The sequence below is a fragment of the Nocardia sp. NPDC059236 genome (assembly GCF_042754085.1).
In the GTDB taxonomy this organism is placed as follows: Bacteria; Actinomycetota; Actinomycetes; order Mycobacteriales; family Mycobacteriaceae; genus Nocardia.
The window spans coordinates 1-22,051 of record NZ_JBHZAF010000027.1 but is presented as its reverse complement, the minus strand read 5'-3'; the positions used below and the strand labels follow the sequence as shown (position 1 = coordinate 22,051).

Genomic DNA, 22,051 nt, shown 5'->3' with positions numbered 1-22,051 from the left:
CTCACCGCACCGCGAGCGGCAACGGCCGTGCGGCCGCGCCACCGAGGTCCTCCAGAAAAGGCCGGGCGAGCCGTAGCGACTCGAACGCCGCCCACGCATCCGCCAGATCCGCGAGCCCCCGCGCCAGCGTGAGCACCGGCCGAATGTGATCATCGGCCACATCCACCTGAAACTGCGGCAGCGCAACCTCATCCGGCGCCACGATCACCGGCCACTGCGGCCTGGTGAGCTTCCCACCGCTCGCATCCTGATGCTCAACAAACCGCTGGTCGGCCGATTCGATTGCGGCACGGACGGTTTCGACAGTCGCATCGACATCGACAATCCCGGCAGCCCCGACAATCCGACTGCCCGCTCCCGCCGCAGCGGCCCCAACACCCACCACGTCCGCCAACTGGTCACCCTCGCCCGCCGTCCCGGCCTGCTGAGCGCGAATACCCACCGTGCCAGCAGTCTGGGCGTCGTTACCCACAGCTTCGGAAGCAGGAGCGCCATTGCCTGCCACAACGATCGGATATCCGACCGTGAGGCTCTCGATCTCCGCCGCGCGCGACCGTTCCAGCACCCAAGCACCCGATAGCCGCGACTCCCCCAGCGCCGCGCCCACATTCACATGCCAGATGACCAGCCGCTCCCCAGCCGCACCGAGCACCGCAAGGGTATGAAGGTCGAACGAGGCAGCCATAACGCTCCACGGTCGTGACGGACAGATACCGCGTTACGTTAGAGCATCCCCCCGACAAACTTTCGCCAACCCCGCGCGAATCATCAACGGAGCCAAACAGTTCCGACTGACCAGTGTTCCACCACACAACCCGCCCGCGCGCCCAACCCCACCCTGCTTCCCACGGTGAATCAGCGCTTCCCACGGTGAATCAGCTTGCGAAGATAGCGACCCCACGATCGCCCGCAGGATCCATGTCCAACTCACTACCGACCGACCGAGCACGGCCGCCCGCCGCGGCCGTGCTGCTGTGACCACCTGCTCAGGGATGGGCCCGACGTGTCGAACCTCCGGTCTCGACCTGCCGTTTCGCCGACCCCCGTTCGAGGTCAGACCAGTTCGGGGACGCGCAAATGCGCCAATACCAACTCGAATTCGCGGACGTCGACGGCCTCGACGCCTGCCTGCCGGGCGGCGTCCACGCGCAACGCGGCCGACGCGTTCCGATTGCGTTCCATCGCCTCGGCATTGTCATAGACACTGGACGAGACGGCACGGCCCGACGACCTGTTCACCATCAGGCTCGCGCTGCAGAATCCATCGAGCTGCTGCTCCATACCGGGCAAGGTGTGGTCCCGGTAGACCTCGATGGCGCTGTCGATCCTGCTGGGATCGGTCTTCACCCAGGTGACGCGCGCACACGCGCCCTGCGGCGTCGGATGCGTGCGATGCATGGCCGCGATCTCCCATTCCTCGACCATCGGACTGCCGCCGAATTTCTCTGCCGCGCGATCACGAATCGGGATCACCCGCTCGGCGCTCGCCCTCATCGCTTCCTCGGATTCCCACGAGGTCGTCACGATGCACCGGCCGGTTTTCCGATCGACCAGCAACGAAAGCCCGATACAGCCGGGAATGCCGTCCAGCTGCGGCATAGCCTCGTCCCGCACATGTGCGATCCCGGATTCGAGAGCGGAAAGTTGCGCCTGAAGCGTGGTAGACCGTGCGAACACGATCCACCTCCTTTCTGCACAGAGGCAGCGCCCGGTGGCGCCACCGGTGTCTCTCACAGTGCACCCTCCCGATCACCACGGCAATAGCGTGTGGCTATTCCGTGCCATTCGAACAACGGTCCGTGCGTTCGCGGCGCGGACCGCGTCGACGCAAACCCGCGAAACTGCACGCGGACAAGGCTTATGACGTCGCCGATCTGCGCCGCTGGATCCGCGGCCGGGAGATCGCCGTCCGCATCGCTCGCAAGGGCATCGAATCGTCGCAGCATCTCGGACGGCACCGGCGGGTTATCGAGCGCACGATCTCGTGGCTGACCGGGCGCCTGATCGCCGAATCGCCCGGATGGGCACGAGTGCCGTGGTCATGGGAGGGTGCGGGAGTCGAGGAAGTTCCAGAGCTGATCGCGTAGATCCTGGCCGATGGCGCCGGTGGGCCACTGGTGTGTCGTGTTGTATTCGACTCGCCACGCGACGTTCGTTCCGGCAGCGCAGGGCTGATAGTTCGTATGGGTGCCGTAACGGTCGGAGGTGGGGTCTGCTGTCGCTGGGCAACGGTCGCGGCGGGTCCAGTCACGGACGTTTGCGAGGCCGACCCCGAGGTTGGAGATGGGGTCGAACGCCCCTTGGAATATTCCGACCGCAATAGGGCGGCTCGGTGTGCACGGGGTGCCAACGGCACTGGGTTCGAGGGGGTTGGGGTCCGTCGGGTCAGTGCCTTCCCACGAGGTGACAGCGGCGAACAGGTCCGCGGCGTCGCAGGCCATCCGCTGAGACATGATCGCCCCATCGGACCAGCCGTCGGCGTAGACGCGGTGGGTGTCGACACACCAGGTCGATTCGATGTCGGTGACGACTTGTTTGAGGAAGGTGACGTCCACAGACCCCTGCTCGAAGTGCCAGGTTTTGTCGAACTCGGTGCCTTGCGGGTAGGCGACGATGAAATCGTGATCCGCCGCGTAGGAACTCCATCCGGTTTCGCGTTCGATGCCTGCCGAGGTGTCGGCGGTGCCGTGCAGGCTGATCAGCAACCCAACCGCCGGCCCGGTCAATCCCTGTGGCACGTTGAGCGTGTAACTGCGAGTACCGATCGTTCGTGTGACAGTGCCACCGGTCGGTGTGAGCGTGCAGCCCGCCGCCGAAGCCACCCCAGCGATCGGCCCGGTCGGCACAAGGACGGCAACAATCACCCCAACAGCTGTCAGTAAAGTGCCCAAAACGCTGCCGACGCGCAGCAAACTCATCGCCGAACTCCTCCTCGTCAGGGCTGGCCGCCCAGGGTTGATCCAATAGGCAATCCCGCGGGTGGTGATGATGACGAAAATATGGGGTGCGGACGCGAGCATCCCTGCCAGGCTGTGCCCAGGCAGTGATCGGTCCAGTTCTAGAAGGGCACTGCGGGGGCAAGTTTCGCATATGTTCGCCGCGGAGTCGCGGTGCTCGAAGATCAAAATCTCGTGTCGCCTGCCGGCCTGGTTCCGGTGATGCGGCTGGCCGAGCAGACCGGACCGGGTGAGTCACAGGCAAGAAAGCTGGCGACACTGATCACCCGGACGTGCGCGGGCGGCAAGCATCGATGATGTCGACGTGCTGTGCACCGGCGGCATGCGCAGGGCGTACGCACCGTCGAATCGGTCGCGTGGTGGTTCGTCAACGTCAGAAGCGCTGTCGCGCAGTGGAACCCCCTTCGCCGCAATCCTTTCCGCCGGTCTCGTGCGAAGCAGGTCGGGATCAGCGCGCCGAAGCCGGGGTTCGCGAAGCGGTAGCAACGCCATCCGGCATTCTGGCGCCGAGAGACTCGACATCTCGAGCTGGCCGTGGGCGACGAGTTGACCATCTCGGCGAAGGCGACGGGTCGGTGCCGCTGCGGTGAGCGAAGGCCCTGGACTGTGGATCTGTTTCAGCTCGGGGCGTGAGTTCGACTCAGCCCCAGTGGATCTCGAGCAGGTCGTCGGCTCCGCGGTCGACATGGGTGTGGAATCGGCGGCTGATGTGAGTGAGCGTCTTACCCAGCCAATCGGCATCGGCCCGGGAAGCATGTTCGAGCCGCATGCGGCGTACCCGCATGGGCAGCATCCGGATTCCGGTCGGCTGCCCGCCGGGCTCGACCGAAACCAGATAGAGCAGCCGCAGTTCGGGACGGTAGGACTCATATCCGGGGATGCCTTCGTAGTCGTCGATGACATCACCACAGCCGTAGAAAATCGGTCTGCCGTGGTAGATCTCGACGGGGCGAGGATGGTGCGATGAATGCCCATGCACGATGTCGACGCCGGCGTCGATGAGCCGTTGCGCGAATTGGATTTCGCTCCGTCCGATCCCGTAGCCCCAGTTCGGGCCCCAATGCACGGACACGATCAGAGTATCGCCGGGACGCTTGTGCGCCAACGCTTCCGCCGCGACATGGTCGGCGGCACTACGACCCAGCGGATCACCGGGCAGCCACACTCCCGGCCGATCATGCTGCGCGGCCCACGCCAGCGGCACGCCGCTGCTGGTGCTGGCAACCGAGACGATGACCACCCGTAGCCCGGTGCCCAGCTCCACAACCACCGGGCGGCAGGCCGCGTCGATGCTCGTTCCCGCCCCGGCTGTGCCGATGCTCGCCGCGTCGAGCGTATCGAGCGTGTCGCGCAGACCGCGGTTTCCGAAATCGAGGATGTGGTTGTTGGCCAACGCGCAGACGTCGGGCCGAAACGCTTTCAGTGTCGCGATATTGGCGGGGTTCATCCGATAATGGATGCCCTTGGCGGGCGCAAATCTGCCGTCGGCGGTGATCGATGTTTCAAGGTTTATCAGCCGGACCTCGGGCGCCAATTGGTCGAGCATCGGCCCCACGTCGCCCCACGGCCAGTCGGAGTCGACCGGGTACGGTATCGGCCCGTTCGTCTTCTCGGCCAACTCGACGTAGCGGCGGGCGTCATCGACCCACGGTTCGTACAACATCGGATCACCCGGATGCGGCTGGATCTGGTCGACGCCGCGACCGAGCATCACATCACCGCCCAGCAGCACGGTGACCGGACTCTGTTGCGGTGGACTGCTCGTCTGCGTCATCGTTTTATCGATCGATTCACCACTTCGGGCAGGACACCGGGTTTCCCGGCTTCATCAATGATTCACGACCCCAACCAGATTCGCCCGGGCCGACGGTCCCCGACCCAGCGACCGAATGTCATCTGACCGTTCACGACCGACTCGAAGGCGGCTGGCCGCGGTAATTCTCTTCCGCTGAGTTGGCGGGCACGAGCAGTCCGTAATGCTCATTGTAGCGGTGGGGATACGGTTCCGATGACCTTCGCTTCTGGGCGGGGGCAGGGCAGAAGCGCAGAATCTATGTATCGCACGAATTGATTCGCTCAGGCAGAGGTTCGGACGACAGTGTGGTCGACCGACAAGATTAGATTCCCCCAATGGCGCGGGAACGCCGCAGAATGATCCCACCGACGAGCTGTGTTGATTGCGACCTCATCGCCATCGCCACCTGCATAGCGGAGGCTAATCGGGCCGCATGAGTGGAAGGCATCGTTATGAAGGTCCGAAGTGATTCGTTCGACGATAATGCGCGCATTCCGGCCACGTTCGCCTACGGCGTACCGGATGCCGTGCACCATGTCCGGGCGGGCGCCAATCGCAACCCGCATCTGGCGTGGGACGAGGTGCCGGCGGGAACACGATCGTTCGCGGTCGTGTGCTGCGACCCCGACGTACCCCGCACCGGCTCGGACGTGAACATCGAGGGGCGAACGGTGCCGGAGGAGTTGCCGCGCAACGACTTCTACCATTTGGTGCTGTTCGATATCCCAGCCGACGTGCGGCAGATCGCCGCAGGCAGCCTCCAGACCGCGCACGGCGGGGCGGGTCCGGCTGCACCCCATCATGCGCGGTACGGCCTCAACGACTTCAGCAGTGCGAAAATGGATCATTACGGCTACGACGGCCCCTGCCCACCCTGGAACGACCAGCGCATCCATCACTACGTGTTCACCGTCTGCGCCCTGGATGTCGAACAGCTGCCGCTACAGCAGGCAGTGACCGGAAAACAGCTGCGCCAAGCGATGATCGGCCACGTCCTGGGGCAAGCCGACCTCGTCGGCACTTACACGCTCAACTCCGCCCTGAGCTCGAACTGAGCCCCCGAGCGCATGGCACGCCGGGGCGACCGCCTGTTCAAGGGCGGGCGGGAGGGTCGCGGGGAGGAGTGCGCTGTGGACGGCTACCGGCTGAGCTTTCGCGGGCAGACCGGCGCCACACCGCTGGTGACGCACGGCTACGGCGTTGTGATCGCTGATCAGGGCAGCAGAATCTTATGCTCGTGGTTCGCGACGGCTTCCTGGAGCCGGAACCGCGACAGTGTGTGCGGCCCGCACTCGCAGGAAGCGGGCAACGCGTCATCGACAAAGCCATCACCGGCAAGCAGATCCGTAAACCGGGTGCCATGCCCGCGAGCGCTGTGCGCAGCATCGACGAAATCACGCGACCCGTGCGCGTGCGGCCCGGTCGCCGACTGATACACCGCGCCGGCCGGCGTATCGAACACCGCCGCCACGCGGTGACCACAACCGCACCGCACCTGCGTCAACGTATGCCCCGCCCGGTCCGTCAGCGAGTCCAGCGTGTGCTGGGCCAGCTGGCGTCGTTCCGGCGCGGTCAGATTCGAGACATTTGTCATCAATCCACGATCACTCCTCTAGGTCTCAGCAGCAAGGCCCAAATGCCCGAGAGAAAGGACGATCGGCCCGCTTTTCTCATGTGACGTCGCTTGCTCCGAACCACGTCTGCTCGAGAACCCCTTCGTCGAAGAGATCAACTGGGCCCTGGCCCGCCAGTTCGGCTACGGCAAAGATTCGAAGTAGGCCATCCACGCCGACGTCTTTCGGTCGCGGCTGGTCAGCCCGTCGCCTCCCACTGCTCACCGTCCCCGATGAACCGGGCCTTCATCACCGAGAGTGAGGAGCACACAAAGTACATCAAGGTCGGCGCTAGCTACGTTTAACACCTATAAAGTCAGCCAAGCGGAGAGTTGGTCGACTGACTCGAACGAGACCGCGTGAACTGGCCACCACACCGCAGCGAAGAGCGCGTCTGGAACCCGGTCAGCGTCACAGCTCGCGGGCGGATCGGACCCTTGATGGGATCACGGTCGCGAATCCGCCCCAGGATAGGCGAGCTCGACTGCGATCCGACCGGGCCCGTTGCCCGTACCCACGAAGCGCCGTTGATTGCGATAGCCCGCCTCGAGACCGGGTTCGGCGAGCTTCGTGCCACTGGCCAGCTTCCTGCTGCGCAGTGAGTCTGTTGCGTCCTCGAAGATCGAACATATCGATGCGGGCTGGCGAGCCTTCGGCAACGCTGTCGCCGGAGGTAAGGCCAGCGACGATGCGAAGTCGCAATTGGCGGCGGTCAAGGCCCTGATCGCGATGGTCGATGCGGCCGGTACGGGCACCATCAGGCTGGACGACCTGCTCGACGCACATCGGTTACTGATGGCCATCGACCACTACACCGCCCCGCGACGCGGGACAGCTGCGGATGTGCAGAACTGGATCGGCGGCAGCGGCCACACGCCAATCAATGCCGCGCATGTCCCCGCCACACCTACGACAGCGCGACCGCGTCCTCGACAATCCGGCGCGCAACCTCGAAGCGAACCCGCACGCGTTTGGGGTCGGCGGTCGAGGCGCTGATCGCGGCGATGTATTCGTTGTTCTTCGCCATGGCCGCGCGAGCCTCGGCGACGATTCGGGGCCGAGCGCGCTCGAGCTGGTCGGGGTGGTAAGCGGACAGAACGACACCCCAGCTCTCCAGCAGCGCCCGGTTGATCGGTGAGCGCCGATCGTTGCCGGCGGGCCAGCGCCGGAAGGCATAGTCGCCGAAAATGATTCGCGCGTTGATCATGCCGCGTTCGAAGGCGGCGAACCAGGATTCGAGGTGAGCGTCGGAGATCTGGCCAACGTCGTCGATGAGTTCGGTGGTGGCGTCGAGCAGGTTCTCCAACGACCCGTAGGAGTCGTACTCCTGCAGATCCGGAAGGGTGTAGAAGGCGAGGAAACGCAGGACGGCCTCGCGGTCGTTCATGCGGACGTGATTTCGCAGCACGCCGCCGGTCGCCGCGTGGAAGACCTCGGCGGAGGCACACCGTTTGAGCAGGTTCCGGCTGCGCGCGCTGCTCATGCAGTGCCGGATCTCCATGGCGTTCAACGGCTCTCCACCGGTGTTGATGCGTTTGAAGATGTCGTACTTGACGCGGTTGGGGGTGGACGGCTCGATGACGTGCACCACGATCTGGGCGTTGTGAAGGCGGCGTCGCAGTGGCGGATCCAGTTCCGCGAAGGTCTTCTCGCGCTCGCCATCGAGGTACTCGAGCTCGTCGAGAGCGAAACCGCCCTTCACGAACTCGTGCACGGTGGACAACCGCTGCAGGCCGTCCACCACGCGGAACATCCCGCTGCGGTCCTCGGCGAAATAGAAGGCGGGCAGGGGAATCTGCAGCAGCAGGCTCTCGATGAGCCTGGATTTCTGACGCCCCTTCCACACTCGGTTGCGTTGAAAATCGGGGGCCAGTTCGAGATCGCCGTCGTCGATCATGTCGAGAACATTGCGCAGGGAGAACGTGCGGGTGGAGATCCGAATCTGTTCGGGATCCCAGGGTGCCGCCGGGCGGCCGTCGAACGGGTGGTCATCCCGCTCGATTTCGACGCCGGTCGGCTCACCGTAGAAGACTTCCTCCACCACGGCTGCGGCCTGATCGCGGAAAGTCACGGTGGTGTCGGCCGGTGATGTCGCGATTGCCGGTGCGCTGGAACGGAAGTAGTGGTCGAAGACGCTGGCGGTGCGGGCGTCCAGCTCGGCCGCAGCGAGCCCGGCGAATGCCGCGACGTCGCTCATGGCGGGCAGCCACCGGTTCTCCATCACCGCCCCCAGACGGTGCGCGAATTGCTGGCGCCGCTCGGCCTCATCGAGGAACGGCGGCAGGAAGCAGCCGAAGATCAGCCGCAGCGAGGGGCCACCCAGACCGAGGAAATACAACCAGTAGGGAAACTCATCGTCGAGCCGTCGCACGAACTGACGGACCGGTTCCATCTCGAACAGTTCGGTCGGGATGTGCTCGTAACCTTCGATGACCAGTTCGACTGCGCCCATGAAAATTCGGGCGCGCTCCGGCGAAACGAAGCACGAGTTGAGGGCCTCGAGGGCGGGCCCCAGGTCCCCCCTTTCGATGTCCTCGCGGGGTATCACGACAACCAGCTGATCGGGAGAGAACACCAAGCTTCCTTATGGTTCGAGTGGTCCGCCGAACCACCCTACCGAGGCGGCCGCGCACACGGATGCGTCCGACAACCGCTGACCGGAAAACACCAGCTCGAGCATCTTCCCGTTGAATCGGTCACCGTATCGGTCGCCCGCCAGCGCCTTCGTAAATAGTGCCGGGCGGTTGGTCTCGACAACCTGACATAAGAGTCCGCCAACCTCCGAAACTCCGCCCTTTCGACCTGATCATCGGGGACAATTGCCCCGTAGCCACGGCGAGGGGGAAGGCTCTATGGCGCTGATCGCACGCTATCAACCAGGAGCAATCGGCCGACCGTTCGTGAACCGGGACAGAGTGCTTGCTCTCTTCGATCAGCTACTTGCCGAACCATCGGACACTCCAAAAGTCTTGCTGCTCACCGGAGTCGGTGGCATCGGAAAATCGCGATTGCTGGCAGAACTGCGCAGACGAGCCTCGGACGCGCACCCCACCGCGACCGTCGACTTCCAAGTGCCGAGCCACCGGCAGTCGATCGAGGCACTTGCCGTGCTGCGATCCCAATACGGTTCCCGGAAGATCAAGTTCCACCGATTCGACATCGCCTACACAGTGCTCTGGCAGCGGTTGCACCCGCATCTGCGCGTGAGCTTCGAATCGATGACGTTCGCGGAGAACAGCGAGGTAATCACCGAAGTCCTCAACAACGCGACAGGGATCCCCGTCTTCGGCACCGCCGCCCGCCGGACGGCGTGATGGTCGTGACGCGACCAGTGCGATCATGGCTGTAGCTGGTAGCCGTACCGTTGTAATCGGTTTCTGCGACCAGCCGTCCCGCAATGTCGTATTCGTAACTCCAGATTTGTCCCAGCGAGTTTCTGACGGTGGCGAGCCGACGTTCGGTGTCCCAGGTGTAGCGGGTCACCGATCCGTCAGGGTCAGTGCGGGATTCGAGCAAATCGAACGCACCGTAGGTAAGGCACGTAACCGCTTCCGCACGATCCGTATGCCTGAGGAGGTTGCCTTCCCCATCCCATACCCAAGATTCGGCACAGCCGTCGGGGTCAGTGCGGCGCAACAGTTTTCCGTCACCCGCCCACTCGAAGCGGGTCACTGCCCCCAATGGGTCAGCGACTTCGACGGGACGGCCTGAACCATCCCGGACGATCCGAGTGACTGCGCCATAAGGGTCGGCCATCGCCACCGGCAGACCGGCACGATTGACCTCGACGACGGTTCGTGCCCCGGTCGGTCCGAGCACGGACGCAATCGCGCCGTTGGGATGGTGGTGGAACTCTGTCCGTGCCCCGGCAGCATCGATGACGGCGCTCAGGTTGCCTGATTCATCCCATTCCTGACGGTGCACACTGCCGTCGGGCTCGGCGACAGCAGTCGGCCGATTGTGAGCCTGATAGTCGATGCTGATGGTCGCGCCGTCGGGTCGGGTGACCCGAGCCACGTCTCCCTCACCGGTGTAAGCGTAGGTTGTGGTGGCGCCGTCAGGGGCAACAACTTTCAGCGGATTGCGTGCAGTGTTGTAGTCGATGTGGGTATGCCCACCGACGGGGTCGACCACGTCGCGGAGCCTCAGATCACGGTCGAAGCCGCGCGTAGTCACTGCGCCAACGGAATTAGTGATCGTGGTCAAACTGCCTGTGCTGTCGGGAAAGTCGACATACTCCAGGTCGCAGCTCAACACCCCGTCGGTACCGCGTTGGCGCACCACACGTCCGGCCCCGTCGAAGGTATTGACCATGCTGTTGTTGTTGGAATCGGTCCACGACAACATGCGCGCCTGGTCGTCATAGGTATAGCGCGTGGTCGCGCCCACCGCGTTGATCACCGCGACCAGGTTCCCGGAGTCGTAGGCGAATTCTCGCACCCGCGTGCGAATCTCGGTCCCGGAACCGTTGCTGTCAACGACCATCAACCCGGTGACACGGCCCGCGGCGCTCTCGATGGCGACTCGGTAGCCACCGGAGTGCGACACCTCTACCGGGGAACCGTCATCGTCGTAATGGAATCGGACTCGGTTGTGGTGACGGTCCGCGATCGCAGACACAGCGAGATTGCCCAACCGCGCATCGAGACCCGCAAGACCAGGTTCGGGCGCAAAGTGCCACACCAATTCCCGCTGCGGATCGCACACCTGGTAGCTACCCGCCTCGGTCCGAGTCAGGATCCAGCCACAACCTCCAGACAACGGTTGCACGGCCACTCCGATGTCGGCGTGCGGGAATGCGAGCAGGACACCGTCCTCACTCAGGAAGGTGACGCCCTCGCTGTCGACGATGACACGCGTGTCCAGCGTTGCCGACCAGGAAGGGCCGAACCACCGGCCGAACCCGTAGCTGGAGCGATGGGTGCGCCGCAGCACCAGCCCGAGCACACCAGGCAAGTCGACGTCGGTTTCCGGGAGCAGGAACGCCCCGGTGGCGATGTCGACCGGGTCCTCAGTGCAGGCAGGGCGAACCCGCGCCCCATCGCGCCGGTCTCCTTGATCCCCAGATCCGACAATCCGCCGATGATCGAATTGATCCCATTCGCCGCCTGCGTCAGCACCGCCGGATCGACCTTCAACTCATCAGTCACACCATCGCCCCCTCGATAACCTCGTCCGACAGCTCGGGCGGGAACGCCACCGGCTGCGCCCCCACGCAGTCGATCGACACCCCTGTTGGCTCGGGTCGCGCTGTCGCCCATGCGATCAGCCTCGCCCCGAGCACCAGCTGATATCGGTACGACTGATCCTCCAGCACTTCGCGAGCAACCATGTAGCGCGCGTATTCCTCGGCGCTGGTGAACGCGCAGATCCAATCGATTCCCCGAACCCGCGAGGTGTAGACCTCGTCATCGCCGATCAACGGCACCAGCAACACAGCATCATCAAAGGCGCGGCGCAGCAAATCCGGCTGCCCGAATCCGGAGTAGAACGCCGCGATCTCCGACCGCAACTCGGCTCGACCGTCATCAGTTGTCACAGCACCCCCTGCAGGCAGTTCCCCCGGTGAACAGCAGCTCGCCCGACCCTACAACAATCCTGATCTCACCCTGGCATCCAAAACCACCCGGCCTGGACCTCTATCGGCGTCGACCGGCAGGCAACCATCACTGGCACGGACACGACTTCGATCAGTTCGTCATGGCGTTCACCGATGCTGCCGCCGAGACGATCACAGTGTTGACTGCCGCAGGTCGATCACGTGTTGCGCGGAGCCGAAGATCGCCGGAACGATACGTCGACCGGCGCCAAACAAACTGACCCGTCGGGCCTATTTGATACGAAAACCCTTTTATACCAACATTTCTCGCGACAACGCAGTTCTCATCCCGTACCGTAGAAATCTTCCGGGGTGCGATTGGTAGCGGACGGGGACGATGCCATGGGTGGGCAAGAGCGGGCTACAGAGCTGCTGAGGTTCTGGCGGGCGATCGAGATGTTCAGCCCCCGAGAGGTTCCCAAACGGGTGGCCCGGGAGCCCGGTCCGTTCGTGGTGGACATCGACGTCAACGGGCCAGTGCCGTGGGAGCCCGACCATCCCCTGTGGCGTGAACACCCACTGCCGGCGGGCAAGACATGGCGGTTCACCGTGTACGCGGGGCTCTTTCAGATCGAGCGCTCACGAGACGAGTTGGTGCGAGCCTTCGGTCCCGACCAGGTGCCACCGGATGCGCGGCCGATCGGCACCACCGCGATGTGCGCTTTCATTCTCGACCAGCAGGGGACACTGGTGGAGGACTCGCCGAAGCTGTCGGCATGCGCCTGGGCCATGGGGCGGTTGCGGTCGCCGGGCCCTCGGGACAGGCGCTGGCTGGACGGGTTCGACGCGGACGAACGGGAATTCGTCGCCGGGCTGAACGAACTCGCCTCACCGGGGTTCGGCGAGGCGGTTTCCCAGCGGTTCGCGCTCATGAGGGCGGTCGGCGATCGAGGCAAGTCGGCCGGACGTGAAGCGTTGGCCAAGGGCCTCGGGACCGCCGCCACAGCGGCCACAGCGGCGGCAGTGACGTCCGTCGCGGGCCCGGTCGCCGGCGGGATCGCGGGTGCCACGGCCGGCACCTTCGTGGAGAAGATGATCGCCAAATCGGCCGCCGCCAAGGCTCAAGACGGCGACAAATCGAGCGGACCACCTGCGTTTCATTTCACGGCCCACGACCTGCATCAGTTCACCAGCGAGCTGAGCGATGCGCTCGGGATCACCGGATCGCTCGAAGTACGGGGCGTCCGCGTGAGATGTGTTCAAGTATCGGAGAAGCGGGTCGCCGACACCGAGACCGACTTCCTGAACAGCTTCATCGCGCAGGATCTCGCCGATATCGAGCAGGCGGTCGCCCGCGGCGGCCTGGGAAACGCCCTGCGCGACTATCTGTCCGAGGGCCGCGATCCGGCGCAGCGGGTGGATGTGCGAGCGGACCAGCCCGCGGTCATCGCGGGTCTGAGCCCGAATCGGATTCCCGGCGGCCGATGGCCGGGAGATGTCCGCAGGCCGCTGGTGCTGAGCCAGCAGTTCGCGGTCAATCAACTGATGGCCGAACTATCGGAATCGGCAGGAGTTTTCGCGGTCAATGGGCCGCCGGGCACCGGCAAGACGACCATGCTGCGGGACGCGCTCGCGGCGATCGTCGTGGAGAGGGCGCTCCGGCTGACCGAATACGACAGTCCCGCATCGGCTTTCACACGTCCACTCGGCACCGTTCAGGTCGACCGGTACAAGTTCAAGGTCAACGCCCCGAATCCGAACGTCACGGGTTTCGAGATCATCCTCGCCACCGCCGGCAATGACGCCGCCACGAACGTCACGGCCGAGATACCGGCGGTGGAAGCGGTACAGGGGGCACTGGATGAGGCGCTCGCGGCGAACTACTTCCCGGAGCTCGCCTCACACATCCTCGGCGGCGAGGCATGGGGCTTGATCGCCGCGGTGCTGGGCAATATGGCCAATCGTTCAGACTTCTCCCAGCGCTTCTGGTGGGGCAAGGACAGTGTCGCCCAGCCCAGGCCGGACACCGATCCGGCCGAGGAACCAGCCGACGACGGGGTTCTGGGAATGCAGCGGCTCCTCGCACGAGCAGCAGCCGATCCCGCGACGGCGGAGGGGTGGCGCACGGCGCGCGAGGCTTTCCGCAGTGCGCTGAGCGAGGTGCGTGAACTTGCGGCCGAGCGCCAGGGCGTCGCCGACGATATCGCGGAGTTGGCGCGGCTGACGAAAGTGCTCGAGACATCGGACCGCGAGATCAGGGAAACCGAGCGGGAGTACGAACGCCGGCGAACAGAACATGCGCGGGCCGAGGCCGAGCGAGACGCCGCGGAGGCGGCCCTGAGAGCCGCCCGGGAGGCGATCGAGGAACACAAACCGGCCAAGCCCGGATTCTGGAAATCGCTGCGCACATTGTTCCGCAACAGACGCGAATGGCGCGCACAGAACGAAATCCTGCTCACGGCACGGAGATCCGCCAGACTACGGTCCGACGCCGCTGCCCCCGCGGTCACCGCGGCCGCACAGGCATGGGAGGCAATCGCCGCGCGGGGCCGTCAGCTCCTGGAAAGACATGCGGCAGCGGTCCAGGACCATGAGGAAGCCGCCCGGCGCGTCGATCAGGCATGCGAACGCTGGCGCGACACAGTGCCATTCGGGCCTGTACTGAACGATGAACACCGATTTCAGCTGTGCAACGCCTGGGCCGACGAGCAGTTCACGGCGGCCAGGCATCGGCTGTTCCTGCAGGCGCTGTGTGTGCATCGGGCATTCGCTTTCGATGCCGCACCACAGCTGCGCGGAAACCTGGCGGTCCTGTCCGCCCTGCTGCGTGGCCCGCTCGATCCCAAACCCAGCGCCGAAATACTCACCGCGATATGGCAATCCCTGTTCCTGCTCGTACCGATGGTCTCGACCACGTTCGCCTCGCTCCCCCGGCTGTTCGCGGGATTGGGCCGGGAGAGCCTGGGCTGGCTGTTCATCGACGAGGCCGGGCAGGCGACACCGCAGCAGGCAGTAGGTGGCCTCTGGCGGGTTCGGCGAGCGGTGATCGTCGGAGACCCGCGCCAGCTCGAGCCGATCGTGACTCTGCCGCTGGCGGCGCAACGAGCGCTGCTCGAACACAACCGCATCCACGAACAATGGACACCCGACTTCACCTCCGCCCAGCGCGTTGCCGACCGGCTGGCGCACTACGGCACGTATCTGGCCGATCCGGAGAGCGGCGAGAATGTCTGGGTGGGGGCGCCGCTGCGCGTTCATCGCCGCTGTGACCGGCCCATGTTCGCGATCTCCAACACGATCGCCTACGGCGGCGACCTCATGGTGTACGGCACCGCGGCGCGCGGCGCGTTCCCCGGCGAGAACACCTGGTTCGATGTGACATCGGGTGTCTCCGAAGGCAATTGGGTACCCGCGGAAGGCGACAAACTCACGGAGCTACTGGAGTGGCTGATCAACGGGATGCGGGTGCCGCCGAACACCATTCGCGTGGTCAGTCCCTTTCGCGATGTGGTGCGCGGAGCCAAGGTGGTCGCCGAGAAGGTCGTCGACTGGGACTTCGCCGACGAGAACGTCGGCACGGTGCACACCGTCCAAGGCCAGGAATCCGATGTGGTCATCCTCGTGCTCGGCACGCCCGCCAACAGGGAGGGGGCCCGGCGCTGGGCAGCGGCCAAACCCAATCTGCTGAATGTCGCCATCTCCCGTGCGAAACGACGCTTCTATGTGATCGGTTACCACGAATTGTGGCGCGAGCAGCACTACTTCGACGTTCTCGCGGCCTCGTTCAGACGTCGGTCCGACGCCCCGTGAGCAATACTCACTGCACACCGCTCGATGTCCCCGACCTGAACCGAACATCGGTCACCGCGCGAGCTGACAGTGCCCGCACGGCTCGACCTCATCGCCACTATGTGCGGCGCGGAGGATGCTGGGGCATCGGGACATCGAAGAAGCGCAGCGCCACCCGACGCGGTCCGCCCGCTCTGAGCATCGGCCTGACACTCAATTGCTCGGCGGGAACTGCCCCTTCGCCACTACCTTGCCACCCGAGAGTGTGAAGGTCACCACGCTGGGGCCGCCGCTCGGGCAGCACAGGGCGTCACTGGATTTCGCCCACTTGTACTGCACCGAGACGGTATTCGCGGTCTTTCCGATGACCTCGGTGTAGCCGTAGGGGTTGGATGTCGCGGTACCCAGGTAGGTGCCGTTGGTGAAGAACAGGACATGGGTGTATGGGTGAATATTGCCCGATTCCACCGTCATCCACGACAGCACGCCATCGCAGCCCGCCGAGATCGGGTCATTGCTCGCCGACGGATTGCCCCATCCGCCGTTCGAGGTCGAGGCGAGACTCTTGATCGCCGAGTTGGCGAGCCCGGAATTGAGGTCGAAGCACAGTCCGTGGCCGCTGCCGTTGGGTGCCGGATTCGTGGTCACCGGCACGATCGTGGGCTGCGGCGTGTCGGTCGCGGCACTGGTGGCAGGTGCAGGCTGCGGCGAATTGGCATCGCCCGCAGATGGATTGCCACCCTGGCCGCCCGGGGCCTGGGCGGGAGGCGGAGCCGACTGGTTACCCTGCGCCGGTACGGTCGTCCCCTGGGATGCGGCGACTGTCGTGCTCGCTGTTCCCGCCTGGGTCGACGAGCTGCCGGAGCATCCGCTCGCGGCCGCCACGAGGACGGTGGCGAACGCGGCGAACAGCACTGATCTGGCCTTCATATTTCTCCTCGCATCGATACGCCATCCCCGACTTCCATCCAAACGGAAGGACAAACTGGTCATCGGGTCCAGTCAAGCAGGCGTTAACGGAGCGTTTGTGGGCGTGATGCCCCAAAAGTCAGGGGCGCGAACACAATTCACCCAGACCGCTGAGAAGCTTCGGACGGCGACGCTACGACAGTCAATCCCGAACAAAACAATCGGCCACAGCGCGTCGTGGACACCCCGAGCGAAACCACTAACGCACACCCCCAGGCTGGTTGTATTCGGCTGGGAGGAAGCCGTATTGGTCGCAAGGAGATCTGGCAACCCGACACCGTCCGCGTGGGGCGCAGTAACGCGCCGGCGCTCGTCACCAAGGCCACCCGTCACCTCGGGCCTTCGGCCTTCGAGGATCTCACGATCTGTCGTTCGATCGATGTGCCGATTGCCAGGCTTGGCATTGGGTCGGCAAACCGGGCGGCGGACCCCGTGAGCGTCCACGGGTGGGCGGGCAGCTGGGGGCCGAGTAGCGTGCTCGCTATGCCTCAGCGCGATTTGGATCCCGTCATCGAGCAAATGCTGGCACAGCTGCATCCCGATGATCTGAAAGCGCTGATCGGGCAGTTGACGGCGAGCCCCCGCGAGGCGGAAGAGGTGTCGGTGCCCTCTCGACGCCGACCACGGCGGGAGCAGGCGATGACCTATCGCGTTCGCATCGATCTGGTGGATACCGAACCGCCCGTGTGGCGGCGGCTCGAGCTCTCGTCCGGACTGTTCCTCGACGAACTGCATGCGGCCATTCAGGCCGCGTTCGGCTGGACCGACAGTCACTTGCATCAGTTCGGCAGCGGGCCAGCGTACTACGACCGACGTACGGAGTACTACCTGTGCGCGTACCAAGCCGACGAGGGTGAGCCGGGGATCCCCGAAGAGCAAGTCCGCGTGGATGAGGTGCTGGTCGACGTCGGCGACATCTTGTACTACCTCTACGACTTCGGCGACGACTGGCAGCACGTCATCGAGTTGGAGGCCGTGTCACCGCGCGAGCCCAGCGCTGCTCGCGCACTGTGCACGGACGGCCGAAGGCCAGGTCCGCCGGAGGACTGCGGCGGTGTCGGAGGATACGAATTGATCATTGCGGCAACTGATCCCGCACATCCTGAGCATCGTCGGGCGGTGGCCAAGTTCCGGAGTATGTACGGCGAGGACATCGATCAGAACTACTACTCGCCGATGCCCTTCGACCCCGACACGATCAACGAGCGCCTCACCGCCATCGACCTGGAGATTCCCGCCGAACGGGAGCCCGGGCCGATCGACAGCACCGACGCCGATCTGCCTGAGCTGATGCGCGACGTCGTCATACTCCAGCGGACAGCACCGCCGCCGGCTCGAAATCAATTGCGACACCTGATCGATCGTGTACAGCTCGGCATCCCGGTACACATCGACGAGGAAACCGCTTCCGCCGCGGTACGCCCCTATCGCTGCCTCATCGAGCATCTCGGAACCAGCGGCATCGCCCTGACCGGAGCCGGATATCTTCCACCGGCCGTCGTGGCGTCCATCTTCCGCGAGCTGAGCATGGACGAGGACTGGATCGGGAAGGGCAATCGCGAAGACCTGACGCCACCCGTGGCACAGCTGCGAGCGTCGGCGCAGCAGATGGGCCTGGTGCGCAAATACCGCGGCAAGCTGTCGGCCACAACGAAAGGCCGTGCACTCCGCGATGACCCGATTGCGTTGTGGTGGCACCTGGCAACGAAGACCGGTGAACAGATCGGCAAGTACGGGGACGAGCCAGCCCTGCTGTATCTCATGGCAATCGCTGCCGGTGTGACCGATGGTGTCGACCGCATGGTCGCCGACCTCCTGACCGCCACAGGCTGGCGGCTCGCCGACGGGACCCCGCTCGAGACGGTGGACATCACCTCCGCGGTCGGGCACCTGAGCGACGTGTTCGAACGGATGAACCTCTTACGGCGGGACCGCACCACATTCGGACGCCAGTTCAGTTCACACGCAGCCGAGTTCGCGCGGTCGATACTGTTGCGGTAGGTGTCCGAAGAATGGTCACCCACTCGTTGTGCGAGATGAATGAGACGGCAACTACGCGGACCTGGCCCCGGGCTTAATGGAACAGCGAGGCGGAGAACAGATTCGGGCGAGCATCGACCTCTATGTGCGCGGGCGCGGAATCACGCGCCGCGCCGGTTCCCGATCGACAAGGATTTGCCGGCGACGCGGGGCCATCGCATCCGCGGGCGAGTTCGCGCTGCGGACAGCTTCATAGACCGCGAGGGCGTTCCCCAGAGCGTCGCGAGTACCAACTCCGGCTGCGGGAGTGATTGCGTGATCGGAGTCCCCGACGAGCAGAACCGGCAGGCTCAGCGCAGCTGCGCCTTCGAGGGAGACTACCTCTGGATCGGATTCATGCAAGACTGACCCGCCGCAATCCCGAGCCGCGAGACACCACGCTGCCCAGCCCCGGTCAGTATGCTTCCCCGAGTGGTGACGAAACCCGAAACCACCGTCATCGTAAGAGGGGAAGAATGCCCGCTGAAGCGACCGACGACGGCCAGCTCGACGCACTGCGGCGGAAGAAGGAGCGGCTGGAAGCCGAGAATGCCCGACTGACTGCGGAATTGGCGGCGGTCACGGCGGAATTTGCGGGCTTTCAGCAGCCTCCCGAGGAGATCGCCCAGGACTACGAGCGGGAGGCCGCGACGGGCGAACCTTTGGACCGAGCACAGAACCTCACCGAGGCCGCCTCGTATTGGGCGACGGCCGGCGACTACGACAAAGCACGGCGGCGGTATCTGGACGCCATCGCCGACGGCGGTCCGGTCGCCGCCGACGCGCGCGTCTGGTATGCGACATTCCTGCTCGAGCACGGCGACGAGAAGGAGGCCTACGACCTGCTCGAGGTGGTATTCGCGGAGGGATCCGACGATTACCAGGCGTACGAGATCGCTGGCGAGGCCTTCGAGGAGCACGGGGATCTCGAGGAGGCACTGCGCTGGTTCGAATCGGGACTAGATCGGGTGCGGATGTCCGTGGCAGACGATGATGCCCGGGAATCCTTGACACGATTCCGGCTGGCCTCGGGTCGCGCCCGCGTCCGCGAACTGCTCGGACTGCCGGAGGATGAGACCGACTTGGGCGTCGACCAGCACCGCGCGCGCGTGATCGCCGATCTGACCCAACGCGACCTCCCCACGAAACCCGTACGAGCCGCTGTCCTGTTCTTCCCGGAACACGAATTCGCACAAGCCATTCGGCGATGGCCGGCCATGCACGCCTACGACACCTTCGATGAGCACCGCGCGGCGGTGGAACACTCCCTGCGTGAGCTCGAGCCGGGACGGTCGCCACGGGTGATCACCACGACCGTCGATGGGCTCGCCGAATACGCGGCCCGAACCGACACCAACCCCGAACTACCCGCCACGCGAGCCGCTTTCGCGACGCAACTCGTCGACACCGCCCACCACGCCGCACCCTGGCCACCCGGCCGAAATGACCCCTGCTGGTGCGGTTCCGGCCGCAAGTACAAGAAGTGCTGCGGGCGACCGGACTGAGATCCCGCCGATGAGGCGCTCGACGCGCGGAACGAGCGCGAGGAACCTTCCCGGTTGCACCCGGTCGCCAACCCGCCGAGTCCCGTGCAAATCGGGAGGGTCCGGACGACATCACAACAATCGCACACACATTCGATCCGACGCGATAGCTTCATCGCATGGTCGGCTCCAAACACGAAGCGATGCACCGTCTCTTCCAACGCCACCCGGACGTCTTCGGCCGCGCGTTCGACGCGCTGAATCTGCCGTTCCCCAAACCGAATACCGTGGCGCTGTTACCCAACGATCTCACTGAGATCGAACCGCTGGAGCGGCGCGTGGACACACTCCTACGCGTCGACACCGACGAAGGCCCATTCCTGCTACTGGTGGAGGCGCAGAGCCGAGACGACAAGCGCAAGCCGAGCGCATGGGCCTACTACCTCGCACACGTCCACGCGAAGTACGACCTGCACCCGGTCCTGCTCGTCGTATGCCAGGACGCCGCGACCGCGGCATGGGCCGCCGGTCCACAACATATCGGCCCACGCCAATGGGCCAGCCTCGTCGTCCGGCCCCTGGTCCTGGGCCCGCACAACGTGCGGCCGGTAACCGATCTACAGGAGGCGATCAGCGATATTCCGCTGGCCACCCTCTCCGCGATCACCCATGCCAACGACCCCGGCATCGGTGACATACTGAAAACGCTGGCCACCGCATTGCAAAAAGTCGACGAGGACGACGCACTGATCTTCGCCGAACTCACTGAACTCGGGTTGGGCAAAAGCCCGGCCGGACGACTCTGGAGGCAGTTGATGACCGTGGACCTCTCCTTTTTCCGCTCCGAAACCTCCCAGCGCCTGCGCGCGCAGGCCCGCACCGAGGGACATGCCGAAGGGCTCGCTGAAGGGCTCGCTGAAGGACTCGCTGAAGGACGTGCGGAGGGGCTTGCCGTAGCCGTTATTCACACACTGGAGCGAAACGGAGTCACCATCACCGCCGCGGCCCGTGAGCGCATCACGTCCTGCACAGAACCCGAACGTCTCCTCGACTGGCTGGACAAATCCATCACGGCCCGCACCGTCGACAGCGTCTTCGAGGACCCCGCATAAACCTGCCGGATTACGGCGTCAGGCACAGATGACCTCGCGCTAGGCGGCAGAACTCGACGTTGGTGACGGGTGGACCGCACCCGTCACCATGACTCTGAGGCTGTGCCGACACCTAGGATGCTCGGGTTTGCCGGGCTGCTGAGATCGGCCGGCCGCGGTGGTACGTGAGGATCTGGTCGGGGGTGCGGTGGCGGCGGAGGATGAGGTCGAGGGCCTGGGGGAAGCTGGGGCCCAGGAGGTGGAGGGCCAGGATGCCATCGGAGACGACGTTGCCGTTGTCGAGCATCAGGAGAAAGGTTGTGCCGGTGGCGTTGGCGGCTAGGGGGGTCATGCGGTGGCCGAGGGCTGATTCGAAGTCGGCGTAGCGGTCGTACATGCCGTTGGCCACGTCGATGGGGTCGAAGAAGATGAGGTCGGAAGGCCACAGGGCGCCGGCGAGGTCCGGGGGGCGAATGGCGAGTTTGCCGAAGGATTCGAGGATTGATGCCGCGGGGCGAGAGACCTGGAAGCCTTCGGCCTCCAGGCGGTCGATCCATTCGGTGATGTCTACTCGGCGACGTGGGGTCCAGCCCGCGGCTGTGAGAGCTTGCAACGTGATTGGATTCGGCCAATAGAAGCGCATAGAGACTATTCGGTGCTGAATCGTGTTAGGCACGTATCGATTTGGTTGACTTGCCCTGGATACGCAGAAGGCCCCCAGCATGAGCTGGGGGCCTTCGCGAAGGATGTTCCGGCGGTGTCCTACTCTCCCACACCCTGTCGAGTGCAGTACCA

The 22,051-nt window shown here is 64.8% G+C and carries 18 protein-coding genes and 1 pseudogene; 8 read left to right on the top strand and 11 right to left on the bottom strand.

The window, feature by feature from the left end; translation table 11 throughout:
- Position 1: 1 nt before the first annotated feature.
- Together ACFXIV_RS41930 and ACFXIV_RS41925 are read right to left on the bottom strand one after the other, a co-directional pair.
- Positions 2 to 685, bottom strand: coding sequence for a hypothetical protein (locus tag ACFXIV_RS41930; RefSeq protein WP_379402590.1), 684 nt, complete (start codon positions 683 to 685; stop codon positions 2 to 4).
- Between the two features lie 368 nt (positions 686 to 1,053).
- On the bottom strand, positions 1,054 to 1,677 hold the full coding sequence (locus tag ACFXIV_RS41925; protein ID WP_379402591.1) for an antibiotic biosynthesis monooxygenase family protein: 624 nt from the start codon (positions 1,675 to 1,677) through the stop codon (positions 1,054 to 1,056).
- A gap of 131 nt (positions 1,678 to 1,808) precedes the next feature.
- On the opposite strand from ACFXIV_RS41925, the pseudogene ACFXIV_RS41920 reads away from it, so the two are divergent.
- Positions 1,809 to 1,988, top strand: a pseudogene (locus ACFXIV_RS41920) (IS5/IS1182 family transposase); the annotation flags it as partial.
- Between the two features lie 51 nt (positions 1,989 to 2,039).
- Here ACFXIV_RS41920 and ACFXIV_RS41915 read toward each other — a convergent pair.
- Entirely contained in the window at positions 2,040 to 3,020 is a 981-nt protein-coding gene (locus tag ACFXIV_RS41915) for an alpha/beta hydrolase family esterase (protein WP_379402592.1), read from the bottom strand.
- A gap of 90 nt (positions 3,021 to 3,110) precedes the next feature.
- Between ACFXIV_RS41915 and ACFXIV_RS41910 the strand changes: the two genes are divergently transcribed.
- A complete protein-coding gene (locus tag ACFXIV_RS41910; protein ID WP_379402593.1) occupies positions 3,111 to 3,254 on the top strand; it encodes a hypothetical protein in 144 nt (47 codons plus the stop codon).
- Between the two features lie 343 nt (positions 3,255 to 3,597).
- Here ACFXIV_RS41910 and ACFXIV_RS41905 read toward each other — a convergent pair whose 3' ends face one another.
- Entirely contained in the window at positions 3,598 to 4,731 is a 1,134-nt protein-coding gene (locus ACFXIV_RS41905) for a CapA family protein (RefSeq protein ID WP_379402594.1), read from the bottom strand.
- Positions 4,732 to 5,204: 473 nt separating this feature from the next.
- On the opposite strand from ACFXIV_RS41905, the gene ACFXIV_RS41900 reads away from it, so the two are divergent.
- Positions 5,205 to 5,807, top strand: a complete 603-nt coding sequence (locus ACFXIV_RS41900; RefSeq protein ID WP_379402595.1) for a YbhB/YbcL family Raf kinase inhibitor-like protein — start codon at positions 5,205 to 5,207, stop codon at positions 5,805 to 5,807.
- Positions 5,808 to 5,965: 158 nt separating this feature from the next.
- On the opposite strand, the gene ACFXIV_RS41895 is transcribed toward ACFXIV_RS41900, so the two are convergent.
- The 3 genes from ACFXIV_RS41895 to ACFXIV_RS41885 all read right to left on the bottom strand — a co-directional run bounded on the left by ACFXIV_RS41895 (position 5,966) and on the right by ACFXIV_RS41885 (position 8,940).
- Complete coding sequence (locus ACFXIV_RS41895; RefSeq protein WP_379402596.1) at positions 5,966 to 6,346, bottom strand: hypothetical protein; 381 nt, start codon at positions 6,344 to 6,346, stop codon at positions 5,966 to 5,968.
- A 465-nt stretch (positions 6,347 to 6,811) separates the two neighbouring features.
- Complete coding sequence (locus tag ACFXIV_RS41890; protein ID WP_379402597.1) at positions 6,812 to 7,168, bottom strand: hypothetical protein; 357 nt, start codon at positions 7,166 to 7,168, stop codon at positions 6,812 to 6,814.
- A gap of 104 nt (positions 7,169 to 7,272) precedes the next feature.
- Positions 7,273 to 8,940 carry a DUF262 domain-containing protein gene (locus ACFXIV_RS41885; protein WP_379402598.1) on the bottom strand — a complete coding sequence of 556 codons (1,668 nt, stop codon included), beginning with the start codon at positions 8,938 to 8,940 and terminating at the stop codon, positions 7,273 to 7,275.
- A 277-nt stretch (positions 8,941 to 9,217) separates the two neighbouring features.
- On the opposite strand from ACFXIV_RS41885, the gene ACFXIV_RS41880 reads away from it, so the two are divergent.
- Complete coding sequence (locus tag ACFXIV_RS41880) at positions 9,218 to 9,679, top strand: ATP-binding protein (RefSeq protein WP_379402599.1); 462 nt, start codon at positions 9,218 to 9,220, stop codon at positions 9,677 to 9,679.
- On the opposite strand, the gene ACFXIV_RS41875 is transcribed toward ACFXIV_RS41880, so the two are convergent.
- Both ACFXIV_RS41875 and ACFXIV_RS41870 read right to left on the bottom strand, forming a co-directional pair.
- Positions 9,624 to 11,363, bottom strand: a complete 1,740-nt coding sequence (locus ACFXIV_RS41875) for a DUF6531 domain-containing protein (protein ID WP_379421435.1) — start codon at positions 11,361 to 11,363, stop codon at positions 9,624 to 9,626. The genes ACFXIV_RS41880 and ACFXIV_RS41875 overlap by 56 nt on opposite strands.
- A 148-nt stretch (positions 11,364 to 11,511) precedes the next feature.
- A complete protein-coding gene (locus ACFXIV_RS41870) occupies positions 11,512 to 11,877 on the bottom strand; it encodes a hypothetical protein (protein ID WP_379402600.1) in 366 nt (121 codons plus the stop codon).
- A 429-nt stretch (positions 11,878 to 12,306) separates the two neighbouring features.
- Between ACFXIV_RS41870 and ACFXIV_RS41865 the strand changes: the two genes are divergently transcribed.
- The gene (locus ACFXIV_RS41865; protein WP_379402601.1) at positions 12,307 to 15,714 is read left to right on the top strand and encodes a DEAD/DEAH box helicase; all 3,408 of its coding nucleotides are present in this window, start codon (positions 12,307 to 12,309) and stop codon (positions 15,712 to 15,714) included.
- A 192-nt stretch (positions 15,715 to 15,906) separates the two neighbouring features.
- On the opposite strand, the gene ACFXIV_RS41860 is transcribed toward ACFXIV_RS41865, so the two are convergent.
- A complete protein-coding gene (locus ACFXIV_RS41860; protein ID WP_379402602.1) occupies positions 15,907 to 16,623 on the bottom strand; it encodes an LppP/LprE family lipoprotein in 717 nt (238 codons plus the stop codon).
- Positions 16,624 to 16,839: 216 nt separating this feature from the next.
- On the opposite strand from ACFXIV_RS41860, the gene ACFXIV_RS41855 reads away from it, so the two are divergent.
- The 3 genes from ACFXIV_RS41855 (at position 16,840) to ACFXIV_RS41845 (ending at position 21,277) form a co-directional block, all read left to right on the top strand.
- Complete coding sequence (locus tag ACFXIV_RS41855; protein ID WP_379402603.1) at positions 16,840 to 18,663, top strand: plasmid pRiA4b ORF-3 family protein; 1,824 nt, start codon at positions 16,840 to 16,842, stop codon at positions 18,661 to 18,663.
- Positions 18,664 to 19,157: 494 nt separating this feature from the next.
- Complete coding sequence (locus tag ACFXIV_RS41850; protein ID WP_379402604.1) at positions 19,158 to 20,186, top strand: SEC-C metal-binding domain-containing protein; 1,029 nt, start codon at positions 19,158 to 19,160, stop codon at positions 20,184 to 20,186.
- Positions 20,187 to 20,344: 158 nt separating this feature from the next.
- Positions 20,345 to 21,277, top strand: a complete 933-nt coding sequence (locus ACFXIV_RS41845; RefSeq protein ID WP_379402605.1) for a hypothetical protein — start codon at positions 20,345 to 20,347, stop codon at positions 21,275 to 21,277.
- Positions 21,278 to 21,389: 112 nt separating this feature from the next.
- Here the strand turns inward: ACFXIV_RS41845 and ACFXIV_RS41840 are convergent, their stop codons facing one another.
- On the bottom strand, positions 21,390 to 21,869 hold the full coding sequence (locus ACFXIV_RS41840; protein ID WP_379402606.1) for an SUKH-3 domain-containing protein: 480 nt from the start codon (positions 21,867 to 21,869) through the stop codon (positions 21,390 to 21,392).
- Between the last annotated feature and the right edge of the window lie 182 nt (positions 21,870 to 22,051).